The sequence below is a fragment of the Priestia sp. LL-8 genome (assembly GCF_036227845.1).
GTDB lineage: Bacteria > Bacillota > Bacilli > Bacillales > Bacillaceae_H > Priestia > Priestia zanthoxyli.
On record NZ_JAZAQH010000001.1, the window covers coordinates 4273674 to 4292159 of the forward strand.

Annotated in this window: 18 protein-coding genes, 3 pseudogenes and 1 riboswitch; of the genes and pseudogenes, 4 read left to right on the forward strand and 17 right to left on the reverse strand. The window is 38.9% G+C overall.

What is annotated here, in order from left to right; all coding sequences use genetic code 11:
• Positions 1-30 precede the first annotated feature (30 nt).
• A complete protein-coding gene (locus tag U9R83_RS22325; RefSeq protein ID WP_013059160.1) occupies positions 31-429 on the forward strand; it encodes an SA1362 family protein in 399 nt (132 codons plus the stop codon).
• 30 nt (positions 430-459) lie between these two features.
• Here U9R83_RS22325 and U9R83_RS22330 read toward each other — a convergent pair whose 3' ends face one another.
• From U9R83_RS22330 to U9R83_RS22355, 6 genes and pseudogenes are all read right to left on the reverse strand, one after another.
• Positions 460-1341 carry a patatin-like phospholipase family protein gene (locus U9R83_RS22330; RefSeq protein ID WP_016765549.1) on the reverse strand — a complete coding sequence of 294 codons (882 nt, stop codon included), beginning with the start codon at positions 1339-1341 and terminating at the stop codon, positions 460-462.
• Between the two features lie 102 nt (positions 1342-1443).
• A complete protein-coding gene (gene mntR, locus U9R83_RS22335; protein ID WP_013085004.1) occupies positions 1444-1875 on the reverse strand; it encodes a transcriptional regulator MntR in 432 nt (143 codons plus the stop codon).
• A 283-nt stretch (positions 1876-2158) separates the two neighbouring features.
• Positions 2159-3280: pseudogene (locus tag U9R83_RS22340) on the reverse strand (hypothetical protein); the annotation flags it as partial.
• A 282-nt stretch (positions 3281-3562) separates the two neighbouring features.
• Positions 3563-4216, reverse strand: a pseudogene (locus tag U9R83_RS22345) (ribonucleoside-diphosphate reductase); the annotation flags it as partial.
• A 378-nt stretch (positions 4217-4594) separates the two neighbouring features.
• A pseudogene (locus tag U9R83_RS22350) lies at positions 4595-5383 on the reverse strand (ribonucleotide reductase N-terminal alpha domain-containing protein); the annotation flags it as partial.
• A gap of 312 nt (positions 5384-5695) precedes the next feature.
• A complete protein-coding gene (locus tag U9R83_RS22355; RefSeq protein WP_013085005.1) occupies positions 5696-6529 on the reverse strand; it encodes a lipoate--protein ligase family protein in 834 nt (277 codons plus the stop codon).
• A gap of 230 nt (positions 6530-6759) precedes the next feature.
• Between U9R83_RS22355 and U9R83_RS22360 the strand changes: the two genes are divergently transcribed.
• The gene (locus U9R83_RS22360) at positions 6760-7143 is read left to right on the forward strand and encodes a rhodanese-like domain-containing protein (RefSeq protein WP_014458235.1); all 384 of its coding nucleotides are present in this window, start codon (positions 6760-6762) and stop codon (positions 7141-7143) included.
• Between the two features lie 44 nt (positions 7144-7187).
• Here the strand turns inward: U9R83_RS22360 and gcvPB are convergent, their stop codons facing one another.
• From gcvPB to gcvT, 3 genes are read right to left on the reverse strand one after another with little or no spacing between them, the layout of a single operon-like run.
• Complete coding sequence (gene gcvPB, locus U9R83_RS22365; RefSeq protein ID WP_050689212.1) at positions 7188-8666, reverse strand: aminomethyl-transferring glycine dehydrogenase subunit GcvPB; 1479 nt, start codon at positions 8664-8666, stop codon at positions 7188-7190.
• Positions 8659-10005, reverse strand: coding sequence for an aminomethyl-transferring glycine dehydrogenase subunit GcvPA (gene gcvPA, locus U9R83_RS22370; protein WP_116742550.1), 1347 nt, complete (start codon positions 10003-10005; stop codon positions 8659-8661). The genes gcvPB and gcvPA overlap by 8 nt, the downstream gene beginning before the upstream one ends.
• 20 nt (positions 10006-10025) lie before the next feature.
• On the reverse strand, positions 10026-11126 hold the full coding sequence (gene gcvT / locus U9R83_RS22375) for a glycine cleavage system aminomethyltransferase GcvT (protein WP_116742549.1): 1101 nt from the start codon (positions 11124-11126) through the stop codon (positions 10026-10028).
• Positions 11127-11338: 212 nt separating this feature from the next.
• Positions 11339-11431, reverse strand: a riboswitch (glycine riboswitch).
• Between the two features lie 180 nt (positions 11432-11611).
• On the opposite strand from gcvT, the gene U9R83_RS22380 reads away from it, so the two are divergent.
• Together U9R83_RS22380 and U9R83_RS22385 are read left to right on the forward strand one after the other, a co-directional pair.
• Positions 11612-13285, forward strand: a complete 1674-nt coding sequence (locus tag U9R83_RS22380) for a DEAD/DEAH box helicase (protein ID WP_115654916.1) — start codon at positions 11612-11614, stop codon at positions 13283-13285.
• Positions 13272-14096: a YqhG family protein gene (locus U9R83_RS22385; protein ID WP_014458232.1), complete on the forward strand. Its 825-nt coding sequence runs from the start codon at positions 13272-13274 to the stop codon at positions 14094-14096. The genes U9R83_RS22380 and U9R83_RS22385 overlap by 14 nt, the downstream gene beginning before the upstream one ends.
• 23 nt (positions 14097-14119) lie before the next feature.
• Here U9R83_RS22385 and U9R83_RS22390 read toward each other — a convergent pair whose 3' ends face one another.
• The 8 genes from U9R83_RS22390 to comGA are packed head-to-tail and all read right to left on the reverse strand — an operon-like array spanning position 14120 to position 18308.
• Positions 14120-14305: a YqzE family protein gene (locus U9R83_RS22390; RefSeq protein WP_013059170.1), complete on the reverse strand. Its 186-nt coding sequence runs from the start codon at positions 14303-14305 to the stop codon at positions 14120-14122.
• Between the two features lie 43 nt (positions 14306-14348).
• On the reverse strand, positions 14349-14723 hold the full coding sequence (gene comGG, locus U9R83_RS22395) for a competence type IV pilus minor pilin ComGG (RefSeq protein WP_013059171.1): 375 nt from the start codon (positions 14721-14723) through the stop codon (positions 14349-14351).
• Positions 14713-15150 (reverse strand): competence type IV pilus minor pilin ComGF, encoded by a 438-nt coding sequence (gene comGF / locus U9R83_RS22400; protein WP_116742548.1) that lies wholly within the window; start codon positions 15148-15150, stop codon positions 14713-14715. Before comGF ends, comGG begins: the two co-directional genes overlap by 11 nt.
• Positions 15147-15485: a type II secretion system protein gene (locus U9R83_RS22405; RefSeq protein ID WP_116742547.1), complete on the reverse strand. Its 339-nt coding sequence runs from the start codon at positions 15483-15485 to the stop codon at positions 15147-15149. The genes comGF and U9R83_RS22405 overlap by 4 nt, the downstream gene beginning before the upstream one ends.
• Positions 15469-15951 carry a competence type IV pilus minor pilin ComGD gene (comGD, locus tag U9R83_RS22410; protein WP_223260330.1) on the reverse strand — a complete coding sequence of 161 codons (483 nt, stop codon included), beginning with the start codon at positions 15949-15951 and terminating at the stop codon, positions 15469-15471. The genes U9R83_RS22405 and comGD overlap by 17 nt, the downstream gene beginning before the upstream one ends.
• Positions 15893-16204 carry a competence type IV pilus major pilin ComGC gene (comGC, locus tag U9R83_RS22415; RefSeq protein WP_013059175.1) on the reverse strand — a complete coding sequence of 104 codons (312 nt, stop codon included), beginning with the start codon at positions 16202-16204 and terminating at the stop codon, positions 15893-15895. Before comGC ends, comGD begins: the two co-directional genes overlap by 59 nt.
• Positions 16205-16218: 14 nt before the next feature.
• Entirely contained in the window at positions 16219-17265 is a 1047-nt protein-coding gene (comGB, locus tag U9R83_RS22420; protein WP_014458228.1) for a competence type IV pilus assembly protein ComGB, read from the reverse strand.
• Entirely contained in the window at positions 17256-18308 is a 1053-nt protein-coding gene (comGA, locus tag U9R83_RS22425; RefSeq protein ID WP_013059177.1) for a competence type IV pilus ATPase ComGA, read from the reverse strand. Before comGA ends, comGB begins: the two co-directional genes overlap by 10 nt.
• Positions 18309-18486: the final 178 nt, after the last annotated feature.

Below are 18486 nucleotides of genomic sequence, written 5' to 3' on the forward strand. Positions count from 1 at the left end.
CTTTTTTTACTATTTTAGGAGGTGAACAAAATGAGACGTCCATTCGTGAAACCACTTGTATATGGTCTAATCGGGTTAGGAGTCATTGGCTTTGCATTTACGTTGATTACAGATCCAGCTGTTTTATTACGTCAAGCAGGTTATATTTTTCTGTTTATCATTTTGTTTTACTTAGTTTATCGGTTTATTCTCCGCCCTTCTCAGACAAAAGGTCAAGATAGAGGCTATGTGCGCGCAGTAAAGCAATCGAAACTGCGTCAAAAAGAAAAAGAGCGAGGAAGCAACAAAGTTGATATGCATACGTACCGAAGCTCAAATAAGCGCCCGGTATCCAAATCAACGAAACCGCTAAAGAAAAAGAAAAACAACTCACACTTGACCGTCATCGAAGGTAAAAAAGGAAAAAAGAAAAATAGAGCATTCTTTTAAAAAAACAAGGAGAAAAGCCTCCTTGTTTTTTTAATAGCACCATTTTTTCAAAAATGCCCTTGTACGCTTTTTGCCAAACGCAATCAGCTCTTCCTTCCGCTCTTCTGTGAGGGTAAATTCTGTAGCAAAAACTTGATTAACAGGTAAAAAGATAATATTTTTTTCGTGACGTTTTGAAATATGTCTCGCATCGTGCGCATCTTTCATCGTCTCAAAAAGCGCACTGAATAAACCAACGGCATTCTTAATTTTATTCCTTTCTCTCTCTTCGTCCTTCGGGCTCAGCTTCACACCAATTACCGGTCGTTTCTTAAGACTTTTATCATCATCAAATAGAAAAATTGGAAAGTTGCTTAACACGCCCCCGTCAACTATTAAACTGCTTGGGGTAGATTTTAATTTAACCGGCTCAAAAAAATATGGAATGCTGCAGCTCATTCGAACGGCTCTTGCTACAGAAAAACGATTCGGGTCGATTTGATATTTAGGCAAATCATCTGGAAGAACAAGCATCGTACTATTGGTCAAATCTGAAGCAATGATACGCAGCGACTGATCAGGCAAATCAGCGAATGTACGAATTCCTCTGCTCCGCAATTTCTCAGCAATCCACTTTTCAAGCCTTTCTCCTTTATATAATCCCATTTTCCAATATAAAAACAGCCACTTTGTCAAGCTTGATGGTAAAAAAGACATTCTTTGATCTAAAAAAGACGATAACTCAATTTCATTCATCATTTCAACAATTTCTTCACTTGTATAACCGGCTGCTACAAATGCACAAATAATGGAACCCGCACTCGTTCCGGCTAACCGCCGAAAGATCAACCCTTTTTCTTCTAGAGCTTGTAACGCGCCAATCAGTGCAAGCCCTTTAATACCGCCACCTGAAAACACTCCGTCGACGTACACAGCCTCTCCTCCAAACTACCCACTCTACATTTGTAGTCGACTCAGCAACAAGTTATGATAAAAAGAAAAAAAGCAGTGACGCTATTGGCCGCTGCTTTTTTATTATAATTTTTGCTCTTCTTCATTTCGTTTTTGTACGTTGCGAAGATCTTGAATACGATTATGATTTTCTTCAAAGTATTGAACTAAATCCCCAATTCGATCAATGGAATTCCAGCTTAAATGATGTTCAATTCCTTCTACGTCATCATAAATATTTTTCTCATCCACGCCAATGATTCGCAATAGCTGCTCTAAAAGCTCGTGGCGATAAACAAGACGTTTTCCAATCTTCTGTCCCTTAGCTGTTAAAACAAGGCCTCGATATTTTTCATAAATTAAGTACTCATCTTTGTCTAGTTTTTGAACCATCTTTGTTACAGATGAGGGGTGAACCGCCAATGCATCAGCAATATCAGACACTCGAGCGTATCCTTTATCTTCAATTAGCATATATATTTGTTCAATATAATCTTCCATACTCGGTGTAGGCATGAAATCTCCCCCAATTAATATTATGTATTGCTAATAATAAATCATAAATGTCTGTTTCTTATAGTGATATCGTGTTCATGTTTGATAATCTATGTGAAAAAAACGTGTAAATAAAGCGATGTCATAAGATAAAACTGGATAAAAGACATTCAATTAAAATCATACTACAATGCTTATTCAAATACAAGAACCGTTCGTTCCCGCTTCTTATTTATGCCCCATTTTCATACATAATAAAAGCCGACTCACTTGAGTCAGCTTTTACTAGTATCATGATTAAAAATTAAAGGCCGCATTTCAGCTGTGCACCACAGTTTGTACATGTGTTGCATCCGCCCATTTCCTCTACCGTTCCTTGACGGCAAACCGGACAAGTATTGCCTACTTCAGAACCGATTGTTACATCAGTTGAACGAATTTCGTTAATTGTATCAACTAACACCACGTGCGGTTTTGTTTCTTCTTTTGGCGCTTCAATTTCTTCATCAAATGTATTTTCTTCTGCTTTTAGCGTTAAGACTTGTGCATCACGGCTTCCATCTACGTACACTGTACCGCCTTTTGCTCCGCCTTTATACAGACGCTCGTACACTTTTTGAACTTGCTCTACCGTGTAACCACGAGGAGCGTTTACTGTTTTACTAATTGAACTGTCAATCCAGCGCTGAATCACACATTGCACGTCCGCGTGAGCTTGTGGTGCAAGTTCCATAGCTGAAATGAACCATTCAGGAAGGTTGTTTGGATCTGCTTCTGGATGCTGATCTAAATACTCTTGAACGATATCAGCTTTTACTTCAATAAATTTACCTAAACGGCCGCTTCGGAAGTATGAGAATGAGAAATAAGGTTCAAGACCCGTTGATACCCCAACCATTGTTCCAGTACTGCCTGTTGGCGCTACTGTTAATAAATGAGAGTTTCGGATACCGTGCTCTTTAATGTTTTCACGAATATCTTCAGGCATTTTTTTCATGAAGCCTGTATTTGTGAATGCTTCACGTAAAGAAGCCGTTTCAGCATCTGTTTCGCCCACTAAGAACGGGAAGCTTCCTTTTTCTTTTCCAAGCTCTACAGACGCGCGGTAAGCCGTCGTGGCAATTGTTTCAAACACTTTATCTACTAACTGATTGCCTTTGTCAGAGCCGTATTCTGTTTCACAATAAATAAGAAGATCGTGAAGACCCATTACACCAAGACCAACGCGGCGTTCGCCAAGCGCTTGCTTTTGGTTCTCTTCTAAGAAATAAGGAGTTGCATCAATAACGTTATCTTGCATTCTAACGCCAGTTTCAACCGTTTGACGTAGCTTTTCAAAGTTAACTGTTTTTGTTTCTTTATCTGCCATTTGCGCTAAGTTAACAGCAGCTAAGTTACAAACAGAGAATGGTGCAAGTGGTTGTTCCAAATTTGTTATCGTAAAGGCTTTTTATCCTCTACCTCTTACGCTTCATATTTACGTAAGTTCAGCATACGTTTTCGTTACAATTATTCAGCCATTTCTTTCAAGTACTTTTTCGGAGCTTTAAAATTGTAACGTTGCGGCCTCTTGGAAGCATTATAGTCTGTTATACAGGATCAGCTTCTATGCGTTGCCCCTGACTAAACCTTTACGTTTAGCCTTCGGTTCAGATTCCCATCTCAGGGTTCCTGCTTTATTCCGCAATGTTTTACATGAGGCAAACTATTCACCACATGGATTCGTTGCAACAACGTGCTGACCATATGCTTGAGCATTTGTCATGTCATTAGCATTGTCAAAGAAGAAAATGCCTGGTTCAGCTGAGTACGTTGCACAAATATTAATTAAGTTCCATAGCTCTTTTGCACGAATAGTACGGTACGTACGAACTTTGTTTCCTTGTTTTGCCCACTCGCGCACATCGCCTACTTCGTGCCAGTTTTCATTGTAGTTAGCCATTTCTTCTTTTGAATAGCTTTCTACGTCTGGGAAGCGAAGTTCGTATTCACCGTCGTTTTCAACAGCATCCATAAAATCTTTTGTTAAGCATACAGAAATGTTTGCTCCTGTTAAAAACTCTGAGTTATGAACGCTGTACGTTCCGCCTGTTTGCAGCTTTTCTTCTGCATCTTTAATAATTTTTTCACTGAACCCACCAAGACCAGGAATTTGTTTATAGTTAATGATTCCTTGGTACATCGCTTCTTCAGACTCTGTTAGCGGCGTGAACTTCAATTTATCTTGAGCGTGCTTTTTAATCATTTCGTCATTTGTGTTTTCAATTAAGAAACGTAAAATGCGAGGGTTTTGCATTTTAGAAATAATAAACTCTACAATGTCAGGATGCCAGTCGGCAAGCATGATCATTTGGGCCCCCAATTTGTTACTCTTCGTTAAGAAGGGTACGGTCATTTCTGCCGTACTCTTACACTTTCATGTAAGATCAGACTATATCATCAAAGAAGAAAATCCCTTTGTCTCGTGCCCCATAGCGACGTTGCCGTTTGCTATGGTTTACTCCTTCCTTTGCTTCCATCATAACACCTAGTTTATTCACTAAAGTTTTATTGCATTAGAACTTTTAGGAAGTTTCAATAGTCGTTGAACCTTTATCTTCGTTTCCAAAGACACTTGGCTGCTGATTGCCCAATCTTTCCTCTTTTCTAACCATCACGCTCATCGTTGCCGATCACGTTGTGGTGAAGAAAGCTCTAAGGGTGTTCCAGCAATTCACGAGATTACGTCGCCGGTTTGTTAACGACGCGACCCACCTTGCTCAACAAGATGCGTCAGTTTAGCAATATCATCTAACCATGAAACCGAACCAGATGATTTGCCGTTTACACCGCGAGCCAGCGTGTTGCGCGGGCGAAGAGTTGAACCATTGGTTCCAACACCGCCTCCGCGGCTCATGATTTCCATTACTTGTTTGCGGTGTTCTGAAATACCTTCACGTGAATCTTTTACATAAGGCATTACGTAACAGTTAAAGTAAGTTACGTCCGTGTCAGCACCTGCACCGTAAAGAACGCGGCCAGCTGGTACAAAGTTTAGCTGAACAAGCTCTTGATAGAACTTTTCAAACCACTCTTTGCGCTTTTCTTCTGTTTTTTCCACAGAAGCTAAGCCTGTTGCATTACGTTTTGCAATTTGCTCATAGAAGACCTCTAGAGGTTTTTCAATGACATCTAAAGAACGAGTAATTAACCCATTTTCTGCTTCTTCAGGTGATAAAGCTCCTCTAAACTCATCTTCTACCTTGACAACAGCGGTTTTTTGCTCAAAATTAATGCTTTCCACATAGCCAAGTCCTCGTGCTGGAAATTTTGGGTCTTCCTTTACAGTTAGAACAACAAAATCTCCTTCTGATAACGTTAATTTTTCCGTATCTTTAAACGCATAGCGGTCTAACATTACCAATCTTGAAACACCTTTATGAGTTAACTTCATATCCGGTGTAATCGGATGTACTTGCGGAAAGCGTTCAATATCTGAATTGAGCTTTTCAACATTCATATTCACTTTTTGATTTAACAAAACAGTCATTCTCACAACTCCTTACCTATCGAACATCTATAAATTTATTAACTCTATTTCCTTTTAAAGGAAATAGAGTTTTTCAATCAACTATCAATAACTTACCACACGGCTTGGACGAATTCAATATATAGTATTTGACACTTATCCAAACATCTACATATAGAAGGGTGTCAAGTGAAATATTTTTTTTTTCGTAAAAAAAGTGTTTGACTTTTCTTCCCTATGTATTCTATTAGCCAAGCATTGTTTCTAAAAATTCCAATAAAAAGTGCAACTTATAAGAAGTTGCACTTTTATCTATTTACCATCCGCATTCGTTTAGCGCTTAAAGTTCCATTCATCCGATCCGTACTTTGTGCGCGCTAGTTCTTCTACATATGCTTCCTCTTCTTCAGACAGTGTATACGGTTCTAAATCGATATCAAGAGCAGAAGCAAATCCTTTATAAAACGCTTCTTTTGCTTCTTCAATAGAGATTTTGCGGCCCGCAATTGCATTGATCGCTACCGCTTTAGAACGAAATGCGCGCTGCATTCTTTCTTTCACGCGGTCATTTGGGTAATTAAACACGCTGAATAATTTATCTTCATCAATCTCTAACAGGATAGAGCCGTGCTGGAGGATAACTCCTTTTTGTCTAGTTTGAGCACTTCCAGCAATTTTGCGGCCCTCTACAACTAGTTCATACCAAGAAGGAGCGTCAAAACATACAGATGAACGAGGGTTTTTTAAGCTATTTTTTTCTTCTTCTGAACGAGGAATAGCAAAATAAGCCTCGAGCCCTAACGAACGAAAACCTTCCAGTAAACCTTCTGAAATCACGCGATATGCTTCTGTAACTGTCTTAGGCATGTTAGGATACTCTTCAGATACGATGACGCTGTAAGTAAGCTCTTCGTCATGAAGCACGCCCCTGCCGCCCGTTGGACGTCTTACAAAGCCTAATCCTAATTCTTTTACTTTATCAAAGTTAATTTCTTTTTCAGCTTTTTGAAAATAACCGATCGACAGCGTTGGAGGGTTCCATCCGTAAAAACGAATCGTAGGTGGAATTTCCCCTTTACTATGCCATTCTAATAACGCTTCATCTAACGCCATATTGTAATAAGGCGAACGGTTGTTGGAATCAATAAATCTCCACTTTGCTTTCATATACCTCATCCTCAGCTATATGTAATATAAAAAATAAATCCGTTTTTTAGTCTACCAAAAGATTGAGCTAAGGAAAAGCAAAGAGCAACACAAAACTGTGAATTCAAATGTGGTAGTTTTTTCATTTTCGGGAAGAAATCCGCTAGATTCAAGGCAAAATCGCTTTACTTCTAATTTCATTCACTTATATAATAAGAGTATGGATTTTGTCGAAGAAAGGAAGAATCAGCATGTCAGCAATTACAGCAGTACTCATTTTACTTGGAGTAATCATCATATACTCTGTCGTTATGTTCTTTGTCCAACGTCGCATTATGAAAACGTTAACTGAAGAAGAATTCCGCAGCGGCTACCGCAAGGCACAGCTAGTTGATATTCGTGAACCGAATGAATTCGAAAACGGACATATTTTAGGCGCACGAAATATTCCTCTGTCACAGTTCCGTATGCGCATTAAAGAATTTCGTTCAGATCAGCCTGTCTACATCTATTGTCAAAGCGGAATGCGCACAGGACGCGCAGCACAAATGCTTCGTCGCCACGGTGTTAAAGAAATCTATGATTTAAAAGGCGGCTTCAAAATGTGGAACGGTAAAGTGAAAAAGAAAAAATAATGGTATGTATATAGAAAAACCTCGCCTTTGGGCGAGGTTTTTTGTTAGACGTTTTGAACAGCCTGTTCTTTCTGATAGCGAAGCACTGGCTTTCTAGCTGCCAGCGTTTCGTCAAGGCGCTTCACAACCGTTGTATGAGGAGCTTCCTGTACGACTTCAGGCGTTTCTTCTGCTTCTTTTGCAATTTGAATCATCGCATCGATAAACGCATCTAGCGTTTCTTTCGACTCTGTTTCCGTTGGTTCGATCATCATGCACTCTTCTACGATAAGCGGGAAGTAGATCGTCGGCGGATGATAGCCAAAATCAAGCAGTCGTTTCGCGATATCCAATGTGCGTACGCCAAGCTTTTTCTGACGTTTTCCTGATAAAACAAATTCGTGCTTACAGTGACGGTCAAACGGCAGCTCATAGTGCTCTGCTAAACGACGCATCATATAGTTGGCATTTAACACAGCATTTTCTGTTACGGCTTTTAAGCCGTCTGGCCCCATTGAACGAATATACGTATAAGCGCGAACGTTGATGCCGAAGTTTCCGTAAAACGGCTTTACGCGTCCAATTGACTGAGGACGGTTATAGTCAAAGTGATAGCCTTGTTCTGTTTTCACAAGCACTGGTTTAGGCAAATAAGGAATTAAATCTGCTTTTACCCCTACCGGACCAGAACCAGGACCGCCTCCTCCATGAGGGCCTGTAAACGTTTTATGAAGGTTTAAATGAACCACGTCAAACCCCATATCTCCAGGACGGGCTTTACTTAATACTGCGTTTAAATTTGCACCGTCATAATAAAGCTTTCCACCTGCTGCGTGAACAATTTCAGCCATTTCTAAAATATCTTCTTCAAATAACCCCAGCGTATTTGGATTTGTTAACATTAAAGCGGCTGTATCTTCTCCTACTACGCGGCGTAAATCCTCTAAGTCCACTAAACCATGTTCGTTTGATTTTACCGTTACCGTTTCAAATCCCGCAACTGTTGCCGAAGCCGGGTTCGTTCCGTGAGCTGAGTCTGGAACAATGACTTTTGTTCGCTGCGTCTCACCATTTGCTTCGTGATAGGCACGAATCATCATAAGCCCGGTCCACTCACCGTGAGCACCTGCTGCTGGCTGAAGCGTTACTTCATCCATTCCTGTGATTTCTGTTAAATGCTCTTGTAAATCATATAAAAGTTCGAGAGCACCTTGAACCGTTTGCTCATCTTGAAGCGGATGGATGTGCGCAAAACCAGCAATGCGTGCTGCTTGTTCGTTCACTTTTGGATTATATTTCATCGTACATGAACCAAGCGGATAAAATCCTGAATCCACTCCGTGATTTCGTTTTGAAAGCGCGGTGTAATGACGCATAATATCGAGTTCTGATACTTCAGGAAGCTCAGGCGCTTCGGTACGCACATACGCTTTTCCAAGCAGTTCTTCAGCATTAACTTTTGGCACATCTAACTCAGGCAATGAATAGCCGATTCGTCCTTCTTTACTGCTTTCAAAAATAAGTGATTGATTTTGATTAAGCATGAAGATCCCCCAATTCATTTACAAGTTGGTCAATTTCCTCTTTTGTACGGAGCTCTGTAAAAGCAAGCAGCATGTGATTTTCAAGCTCTTGGTTATCACGGCTAAGATCATAACCGCCAATTATTTTTGAAGCTAATAACTGACTGTTTGCTTCTGTTACCGAAACAGGAAGCTTCACGACTAATTCATTAAAAAACGGTCCTTCATATGCTACATTTACCCCTTTTGCCTTTAACGCTTCATATGCATAATGCGTTTTTGATAAGTTTTGCAGCGCCATTTCTTTTACACCTTGCTTGCCTAAAGCTGTCATTGCAACTGATGCCGCTAAAGCATTTAACGCTTGATTTGAACAAATGTTAGACGTCGCTTTATCGCGGCGTATATGCTGTTCACGAGCTTGAAGCGTTAAAACAAACCCTCGCTTACCGTTTTCATCCACCGTTTGCCCTACTAATCGCCCTGGAATTTTCCGCATAAGCTTAGACGTAGTTGCAAAGTATCCGCAGTGCGGGCCTCCAAATTGACTTGGAATACCAAATGGCTGTGCATCTCCAATGACAATATCAGCTCCGAATTCTCCAGGAGGCGTAAGTAAACCTAATGATAAAGGATTGCTTGAAACGACAAACATACATTTTTCTTGATGAGTCATTTCTTCAATTTCTTTTAACGGCTCGATTTGTCCGTAGAAATTTGGGTATTGGACAATAACAGCTGCCACGTCACTCCCCATCTCTTTTTCCAATGCAATCATATCTGTTACTCCGTCTGCTGCAGGGATTTCTACCACTTCAATGTATTGACCCTTCGCATACGTTTTTAACACATCTTTTGACTCAGGGTGAACAGCCGCAGAGACAAGTACTTTTTTCTTTTTTGTTTGACCCGCACTGAGCATAGCGGCTTCTGCTAAAGCAGTTCCTCCGTCATACATAGAAGAATTGGCCACGTCCATCCCCGTTAACTCACAAATCATTGTTTGGAATTCAAAGATGGCCTGAAGTTCTCCTTGAGAAATTTCTGGTTGATACGGAGTATAGGCCGTATAAAATTCCGAACGAGAAATAACATGATCAACAATAACCGGCATGTAATGATCATAAACTCCTGCTCCTAAAAAAGAAGCACAGTCTTTTAAATGAGCATTTTTAGCAGCCATATTATTTAATTCTTTTAACAGCTGAGGCTCTGAAGCCGCTTTTTTAATATTATATTCTCCTTGAAACCGAACGCGCTGCGGAATATCTGAAAATAAATCATCAACAGATGAAACACCAATTGCTGCTAACATTTGCTGCTGATCTTGTTCTGTCATTGGTAAATAGCGATGTAACATGTTAAATTCCTCCCCAAAGCTTACTTTGAACGTTTATAAAAAGGTGTTGAAACCACTTTTGCTTTTAAGCGTTTTTTTCGAACCTGCACTTCCACTTCTTGACCAAGCTCTGAATATTCTGCTGATAATAGCGCTAAACCGATATTTTTCTTTAGTGTAGGTGACTGTGTTCCTGTTGTCACAAATCCAATTTGTTCTTCACCTGCAAATACTTCGTAACCGTGTCGTGGTATACCTTTATCAATCATCTCAATTCCCACTAACTTACGGGACGCTCCGCTTTCACGCTGTTCTTTTAACACTTCTTTTCCAATAAAGCTGTCTTTGTTCGTTTTCACTGCAAATCCAATTCGAGCTTCAATGGGCGTAATATCTTTTGAAAGCTCTTGGCCATATAAAGCCAAAGTAGCTTCAAAACGAAGCGTATCGCGAGCTCCTAACCCGCAGGGCAACACACCTTCGTCACTGCCTGCTTCTAAAATAGCCGTCCACAGGTGAGAGGCGTCAGCTGAAGAACAATAAATTTCAAAGCCATCTTCTCCGGTATATCCAGTACGTGAAACGAGAGCTTTTACATTCGCTACTTCTACATCATCAGCAAATGTAAATGGCTTTAAGGAAGATAAATCTTCGTTCGTTAAAGTTTGTAAAACTTTTTCTGCTAAAGGACCTTGTAAAGCTAGCTGCGCAGTTTCATCAGATTGATTAACGAGCGTTACATCTCCTTGTTTGTGAGACACTAGCCACTCATAGTCTTTTTGAATATTAGCAGCGTTTACGACTAGCAAATACTCTTGATCTGCTTTTTTATAAATCAGCAAATCATCTACCGTGCCTCCGTCTTCATAACACATAGCTGTATACTGTGCTTTTCCATCTACAAGGGTAGAAACGTCATTTGTCATCGTGTGCTGAAGAAAAGCTAAGCTATCAGCTCCTGTTACAAGAATTTCTCCCATATGAGAGACATCAAAAAGACCTGCCTTTGTACGTACAGCTTCATGCTCTTCTTTAATAGAAGAAAATTGAACGGGAAGAGCCCATCCTCCAAAATCAATTGTTTTGGCACCATATTTTTGATAGGTATCATAAAGCGGCGTTTTGTGTAATTCTGTTGTCATATTTATGTCCTCCTCTTTTTCACGTGAAACTTTTCATAACGGGGAGTTTTCAAATAGTGTGGGGATCACTATGTATCCAAACAAAAAAGGACAGAAAACCCCCTACTGTATTTAGTAGGAAGTCTCTGTCCTTTTCACCTGAAAGTTTACCTATAAACGAATAGGTTTGCCTCGTGGGTGGTCTATAAACGCATAGACACTCTCCAGAGCTGCGTCAAACAAGAGTCTTTTTGCCTGAGAGATTCACAATTTTATTGCTTGCTCCTTCGGCGCTACATTCAAGTAGTCTCTCCCCGTGTCGTCATTCGCTTCTATAAAGTTGGTAAAGTTGGGCATACTACTGAAAGATGTATCTATCTTTATTCACACAATCATTTGTAAAGTGCTAATCTATTTTCTTTTTAAAATTTTCTAAATATATTTTTATCCTACCTGATTCTTATCATTTGTTCAATAAAAATTTTTTACAAAGGAGCATTTTTATCATGAAAGTGAAATTAAACATCGATGAAACATGGGAAGCAGCCTTCTCAACTAAATTGGAGCAAGACGGCCCTTGGTCAGCATGGGATTTGTATAAACTTGCCTATGAAATAGAAGACCAAACGCTTATCTCAGAATTTGAAGGACTACAAAGCCCAAAACATCTAGCCGATTTAACGCCGCTTCCTCATCAGCTCGAAGTAGCCAAACAAGTAGTTGAAACAATGAATGGGAAAGCCATTTTAGCAGATGAAGTAGGACTGGGGAAAACGATTGAAGCAGGGTTAATTTTGAAGGAATATATGATTCGCGGACTTGTTAAAAAAGTTCTCATTTTAGTTCCAGCTTCGCTTGTTTCACAGTGGGCCATGGAATTGAATCAAAAATTTTATATTCCCGCAGTCCCTCAAAGGAAATCATATGTGTGGGATCAGTGTGACATCGTTGTGTCTTCAATTGATACAGCAAAACGTTCTCCTCATCGAGAAATTGTGCTAGAACAAGACTACGACCTCATCATCATTGATGAAGCCCATAAACTTAAAAACAACAAAACAAAAAACTATGAATTTGTGCAAAGTCTAAAAAAGAAATTTTGTCTGTTGCTAACCGCAACACCGATTCAAAATCGAATTGAAGAAATTTTTAACTTAGTCTCTCTTTTAAAGCCTGGCCATCTCGGCAATAAAGACTATTTCGAAGAATTATTTTCCGCTAAAAAACGTTCTTTGCAAAACGATGAACACTTAAAAGAGCTTGTTAACAAAGTTATGATTCGAAACCGCCGCCACGATACGGGTATCGAATGGACGAAGCGAATTGTTCAAACCATTCCTGTTGAATTCTCGCCAAAAGAACGCGAGCTATACGATGCGATTACGTCTTTTAAAGGAAACGGACTGCACGCTTCAAGCGCTTTTTCAATTTTAACTCTGCAGCGAGAGGCCTGCAGCAGCCGTGAAGCGGTATATATGACATTAAAAAACATGCTGGAACGTCAGGAAGATCAAAACAGCGCATTAACGGAACATATGATTACTCCGTTAATGGAACTACTTCAGCAAGTACCGCAAAATGCAAAAGCAGAAAAAGTTCTAGAGCTCGTTCAAAAAATTGATGACAAAGTCATTATTTTCACTGAGTACAGAGCAACTCAACTGTATTTACAGTGGTATTTAAAACAGCATGGAATTACCTCTGTACCGTTTAGAGGCGGATTTAAGCGAGGTAAAAAAGACTGGATGAAGCAGCTTTTTGAAAGCCACGCGCAAGTATTTATTGCCACTGAAGCGGGCGGAGAAGGAATCAACCTTCAGTTTTGTCATCATATCATTAACTATGATCTACCGTGGAATCCAATGCGTCTAGAACAGCGAATTGGAAGGGTCCATCGTTTAGGTCAAAAACATGATGTTCACATTTACAATTTAGCCATTCAACATACGGTCGAAGAACATATTTTAAAATTGTTATACGAAAAAATAAACCTTTTTGAACGAGTTGTTGGAGAGTTAGATGATATTTTAACAAAGCTTGATTTAAAAAATATCGAAGAGCATATTCAGGATATTTTATTTCATTCACGGAGTGAAGGAGAAATAAAAATCAAAATGGAGAACTTGACGTCTATTATTCAATACGAAGACAGCGAGGAGGATCAGCATGCAGCAAACTGATATTCATCAATTTTTAAAGCGTTACTTTCTAGCTAATAATTGTTCTATTGTCACAGAAACACCATCTTATCTAACGGTTCAATTAACGATCGAACTTGACAAAGAGTTGATGAATCGTCCATTTTATTGGCATTATGTTGAAAAGACAGGCGGAGAAGCAAATCCTGCTTCACTCACTTTCATTACAGACCCAGCGTTTGAAGATGATTCTGTTCAAGGAGAACGAATTCATTTTGGCTCACCTAGGCTGCATCAAATTTTCGCTTCTACTCAAAAGCTAGGCGGATTTATTCACTTGTATGAACAAGTTTCATCAGCTCAGCCAACAAATCAGCCTTTACATCCTTGGCTTGCGTTAAATATTAAAGTCTCGTACAAATGTGATCGTAAAAAAGACGAGCTCTTGTCGCTTGGCATTAATTTAATCAATGGACAAATCATTGAATCATTTCATGAATTAATCATTAATCAAAATTTGTCATCTAAAATCTCGGACTATTGCTTTACTCTTTCACCTTTTATTAAACCGAAAAGTGCGATTGCGCGACTCACATCATATGTGACTGACTACGTTAAAACTCAACCGACTGAATGGGCAGAAAAAGCACAGGAAAGATGGTATGAAGACTTAGCGCTTCTTGATCATTTTTATGAAACAGCGGAAGAGCTCCCAGAAATATATGTGACAGAGAAAACAGCGCTTCAAGAGCTGTACGAACCGACTATCTTATTTAAGTTTATAAACGGTGGCTTATTTTACATATCGCCCGAAACGATGTCTCGTCAATTTAATAAAACACAAGCTGGTTAAAAAAAGATGAGCATATGATATGCTCATCTTTCTTTTTTCTTTCGGTACCACAGCATAAACGACAGCGGAATCATCCCAAACCATCTGTTTGCAAAAGGTGCTCGTTCTTCTTTTTTTTGAATCTTTTTCGTTTTCCTCTCTTCTTTTGGCTGATCCATATATTGTACAAATTGCTGAGTCATATATTTTACATAATCATTCGTTTTCATATAATCATCTCCTCAGCACTATTATATCCGGAGAGAAAGAGACTTAATCCGTCCACTTCACAATGTGCTGATCCTTTTTTTGAATATATGCCGTTTCCGTCAATGCTCTTCCTTGCAATGTTTGACATTTTATTTTTAAGATGATCATCTGCTCATCTTCACTTACTACTTCGTATGAAACCGTACCAGTTTCTAATACTAAAGATGCAGATGGAGATTTATTATGTTCTTTTATTTCTTTTTTTACATGTACAACCGCATTTTCTAAAAGATGCTGCAGACGATTTTTCTGCTCTACTTCTTGATAAAATGAACTTTTCGTCACAAAATAAGTGGTTTGCTGAGCTACTAACAGAAGAAAAAGCGCACAAAATGCCAAAACGACCGGGAGAATAAATCCTTGCTCATTATGTTTCATGAGCAAGCATCAAAAACGTCGTAATGGTTTCTTCTCTAACTTTGTTAACACCGTCTGTTGAACGAATCAACAGCCTTTCTTTTTGCTGTTCATACATAATATTCTTAATGTGCTGCAGCACAACTTCATGACCGCTTTCATCCACTCGTCTTCTTATCTTGTCGTCGTAGCGTTCATAAGTGATGATCTGATTATTTTCCATTTTCAACGTAAGCGTAGTCGCATGAATTCCCACTTCTTTTGCTTCTCGATATTCCATAGCAAGTTGATTCACAAAAATTTCCCACTCCATTTCATTCATACTAAAGTCCGGATTATATGTTTGCTTAGCTAGCGGAATGATAATGGGGAAAAATGAAACAATAATTAAAAAAAGAGTAAAACTGACTAACATCTCTACAAGCGTAAAGCCTTTTTCCCTTTTCACTTCAACATCACATCACACTTCTTTTTCATTTTATCAGCGGAATCTGTCCATTCTACACAAAGCTTTTGAGCACTTTCTCCGTACCACTTCAGATAAAACGCAACGTTTTCTTTTACGATTTTTTCTCGCCGTTTATATCCTGCTTCATATTTATATTTCAATAGCTCTTCGTGCAAGATAGCATCAGCTTGATACGAAACATATTGCTTCTTTTCTGCTTCCTTCATCTGAACATACAAAGGAATAATTGTACCGGTTAGGAGTAAAAGCATGCTAAATGAAACAAGCATTTCTAACAAGGTGTAGCCCTGCTGACCCTTACATCTTGTCCACATAAAAACGCCCTCTGCCTATTTGAAAAGTAACTTTATATTTAAATTTTTGATTGCTGATAAAAATGGTCTTTGCCTGAGAAATATTGCCGTTTTTGTTGTATTGTATCGTGGAATTGCCGCTTCCAAATGTGATATGAATGGTGGAGTCATAGGCGCGCTTATAAAGAACGGCACGAGAATCAGAAATAATATATTCTGTTCCCTTCGGTGCGAAGTTAATTTTAATTGGAGATTCTCGGTTCATGGCTGTCTGCTGCACATAAAACGTGTCGCTTTGCAGCTGTCGCAAGAATAGTGTGATTTTGTAATATTCCACAAGCGGTCGAATGGCTACGATAATGGAAAACATCATCACTTGCACAATAAATAAAACCATCAGCATCTCAATGAGGGTAAATCCTTTTTGCTTAAGAAGAACCACTAGCTGTAACCTTTCCGGTACCGTCAATTTGAATAGCTTGGCCATTTGGACACACGGTGCCTTCTTTTAAGTAGCCTCCTGCTTCAAGCTCTTCTAGACTTGGTTTTTCGCCATTTTCAAGTTCGTATACTTGTACCTCAGCCTCTACGGTTTTGACAAGAGCTGAGCAGCCTTTGTTGTTAATAACCGTATTATGCTTTAATACATTTGGAATCATAATGAGCAAAAGCACGGTAATAACGAGCATAACAATGAGCATTTCAATAAGGGTAAATCCTTTATCACCTTTTAGAATCATATTCTTTCACCTTTCTACAAGCTCGACATCACTTCTAACATCGGAAGCATAACGGACATATACATAAGCAGAATGACAATTCCGATGAATAAGAATGTAAGCGGCTGTACATATTTTAAAATACGAAAAATAAACTGTTCCATTCTTTCCATCATAAATAGACTGTAATCATACAGTTCTTGAGAAAGCTCACCGTTCTGCTGGCCATGAACAATAACATGAGCCAAGTCTTTTTCATAATGAGATTTACCTGAAATGATATGATCTAATCGCATTCCTGAGGAAAGTTGATCTGTAAAAGCAAAAGCTTCCACTTGAAAAAATGGATGATGCTCTTGCTTTTGAAAAAGAGCAAAGCATTCATAAATAGATAAACCACCATTTAGTAAATTGCTCATATGAACAGAAAAAAAGTACGAGTTAAATAGCCGTGTGAACGTTCGGATAACGGGAACTCTCATAAAGAGCTGCATCTGAACTACTGGAGGCAATTTTTTAATGTAAATCACATAAAACAAATACAGGATGATTGGCATACTGATGACTGCAGGTAACACAAAAGGAAAGAACGACATCGCCTGCATAAATAGAAGGATAAACGAAGACTGCTTGTTTCCAAAGGATAAGTACAGAGCTTCAAACTGTGGAAGTAAAACCGTACTTAAAACAAATAAAATGGAAAGAATAAACAGCAGTAGCAATACGGGATATTGAACAAGCTTTTGAAATTTTTTACGATGCCTTACTTTTTCTTCAATCATTGAGCTACTTTCTTTTAAAGCAAATTGAAGGTTTCCATGCTGTTCTGCAAAATATAAATAGCTTAAAATATCACGGTGAAACTGAAGTTTAACAAAAGCATCGTGCAAAGATTCTCCTCGTTTTAACTGCTCAAGACATTTTTCAATATCCGTTTTTTCTTTGTTAGATACTTGAAACGTCAAAAACGAAAGAGCTTGAGAAAGAGTGTAGCCTTTTTCCAAAAGCTTAGAGACCTGCTTAAGAATTTTCGCTTGCTGAGCAAGAGACCACCTTTTTTGTCTATTTGTCTTTACCCCCATCCGTCTAGCGAATGCGGATATAAATAACCTAGCGCAATTCCTTTTAGAATAACATCTCGGAGCGTCTTATAATCATAATCCGCATTTTCTCCTTTCACTTCTCTCATGACCGCGCTAAGCTCCTTGCCATAAAGCAATTCGTATATGCTGGACTGACGATGCTTCCTCATCTTTTTACAAGCTGGGTGGCATTTTCCGGAACACAGCGGACAGCGAATTTCTACAAGGCGCTGTGCAGCTACTGCTACAAGAGTCTGTTCCATTTCTTGAAAGCTAACACCAAACTCAAGCAGCCTGTACAAAGATCCTTTTGTATCTTTAGTATGCATCGTTGTCAAAACCAAGTGTCCGGTAAGCGCTGCTCTCACAGCAATTTTGGCAGTCTCACTATCTCTTATTTCTCCCACCATGATAATATCTGGGTCATGGCGCAATATAGCTTTTAAACCAGTCGTGTACGTAATCCCCGCCCGTTCATTTACCTGTACTTGAAGCACGGTTTCACTCGGTTTTTCAATAGGATCTTCTAGTGTAATAACATTTCGATTAAAAAGATGCTTTACTTCGTGTAAAAGAGTATATAGAGTAGTGGTTTTACCCGATCCTGTAGGACCGGTAAAAATAATTAATCCATGAGAGAATTTCAAGAGAGAAATAAGCTTTTTAGTATGTTCAGGAAAAAGCGATAAATGTTTGAGAGATGTAGATTGTTGATGAGGCAAAAGCCGAATAACAAGACTTTCATCATGAGAAGTAGGAAGAGTTGATAAACGCAAATTTACTTGATAGTGATCAATGGAAGTGGTCAGTGCACCATTTTGAGGTTTTCTGCGCTCGCCAATATCCATTCCCCCTAAAAATTTAAAATGTGAAATGAGCCGTTCAGACATTTCCTTCGAAATAACCCTCTTTAAAATAAGCTCTTGGTCAATTCGTAGCTGAATCACAGCATCTTTCTTTCGGGGCACAATATGCACATCAGAACTTCGGCACTCACATGCATCTCGTATAATGTAAGTTGCAAACTGTTCAATTTCGGTCAAACGATCATCACTCCTTTATTTGTGATAAAGATGATTGGTAAAACATCTAGAAACAGTAATTTCGACCTTTTTCGAGATTTTCCTCCTTCTTTTTTCATTTTTTATAATTTTTTTAGTATACGCTTCTTTGCTTCGCTTCAGTCCTTGTACACGATGTACAACTTCTGTACACCTCTAA

Coding starts and splice junctions, on each gene's coding strand:
- U9R83_RS22380 (WP_115654916.1), top strand. CDS start 11,612: ATGAAAGTGAAATTAAACATCGATGAAACATGGGAAGCAGCCTTCTCA.
- gcvPB (WP_050689212.1), bottom strand. CDS start 8,666: ATGCTTAATCAAAATCAATCACTTATTTTTGAAAGCAGTAAAGAAGGA.
- comGD (WP_223260330.1), bottom strand. CDS start 15,951: ATGGCCAAGCTATTCAAATTGACGGTACCGGAAAGGTTACAGCTAGTG.
- U9R83_RS22360 (WP_014458235.1), top strand. CDS start 6,760: ATGTCAGCAATTACAGCAGTACTCATTTTACTTGGAGTAATCATCATA.
- U9R83_RS22355 (WP_013085005.1), bottom strand. CDS start 6,529: ATGAAAGCAAAGTGGAGATTTATTGATTCCAACAACCGTTCGCCTTAT.
- mntR (WP_013085004.1), bottom strand. CDS start 1,875: ATGCCTACACCGAGTATGGAAGATTATATTGAACAAATATATATGCTA.
- gcvPA (WP_116742550.1), bottom strand. CDS start 10,005: ATGTTACATCGCTATTTACCAATGACAGAACAAGATCAGCAGCAAATG.
- U9R83_RS22325 (WP_013059160.1), top strand. CDS start 31: ATGAGACGTCCATTCGTGAAACCACTTGTATATGGTCTAATCGGGTTA.
- U9R83_RS22385 (WP_014458232.1), top strand. CDS start 13,272: ATGCAGCAAACTGATATTCATCAATTTTTAAAGCGTTACTTTCTAGCT.
- gcvT (WP_116742549.1), bottom strand. CDS start 11,126: ATGACAACAGAATTACACAAAACGCCGCTTTATGATACCTATCAAAAA.
- comGC (WP_013059175.1), bottom strand. CDS start 16,204: ATGATTCTAAAAGGTGATAAAGGATTTACCCTTATTGAAATGCTCATT.
- U9R83_RS22390 (WP_013059170.1), bottom strand. CDS start 14,305: ATGAAAACGAATGATTATGTAAAATATATGACTCAGCAATTTGTACAA.
- comGB (WP_014458228.1), bottom strand. CDS start 17,265: ATGGGGGTAAAGACAAATAGACAAAAAAGGTGGTCTCTTGCTCAGCAA.
- U9R83_RS22405 (WP_116742547.1), bottom strand. CDS start 15,485: ATGTGGACAAGATGTAAGGGTCAGCAGGGCTACACCTTGTTAGAAATG.
- comGG (WP_013059171.1), bottom strand. CDS start 14,723: ATGAAACATAATGAGCAAGGATTTATTCTCCCGGTCGTTTTGGCATTT.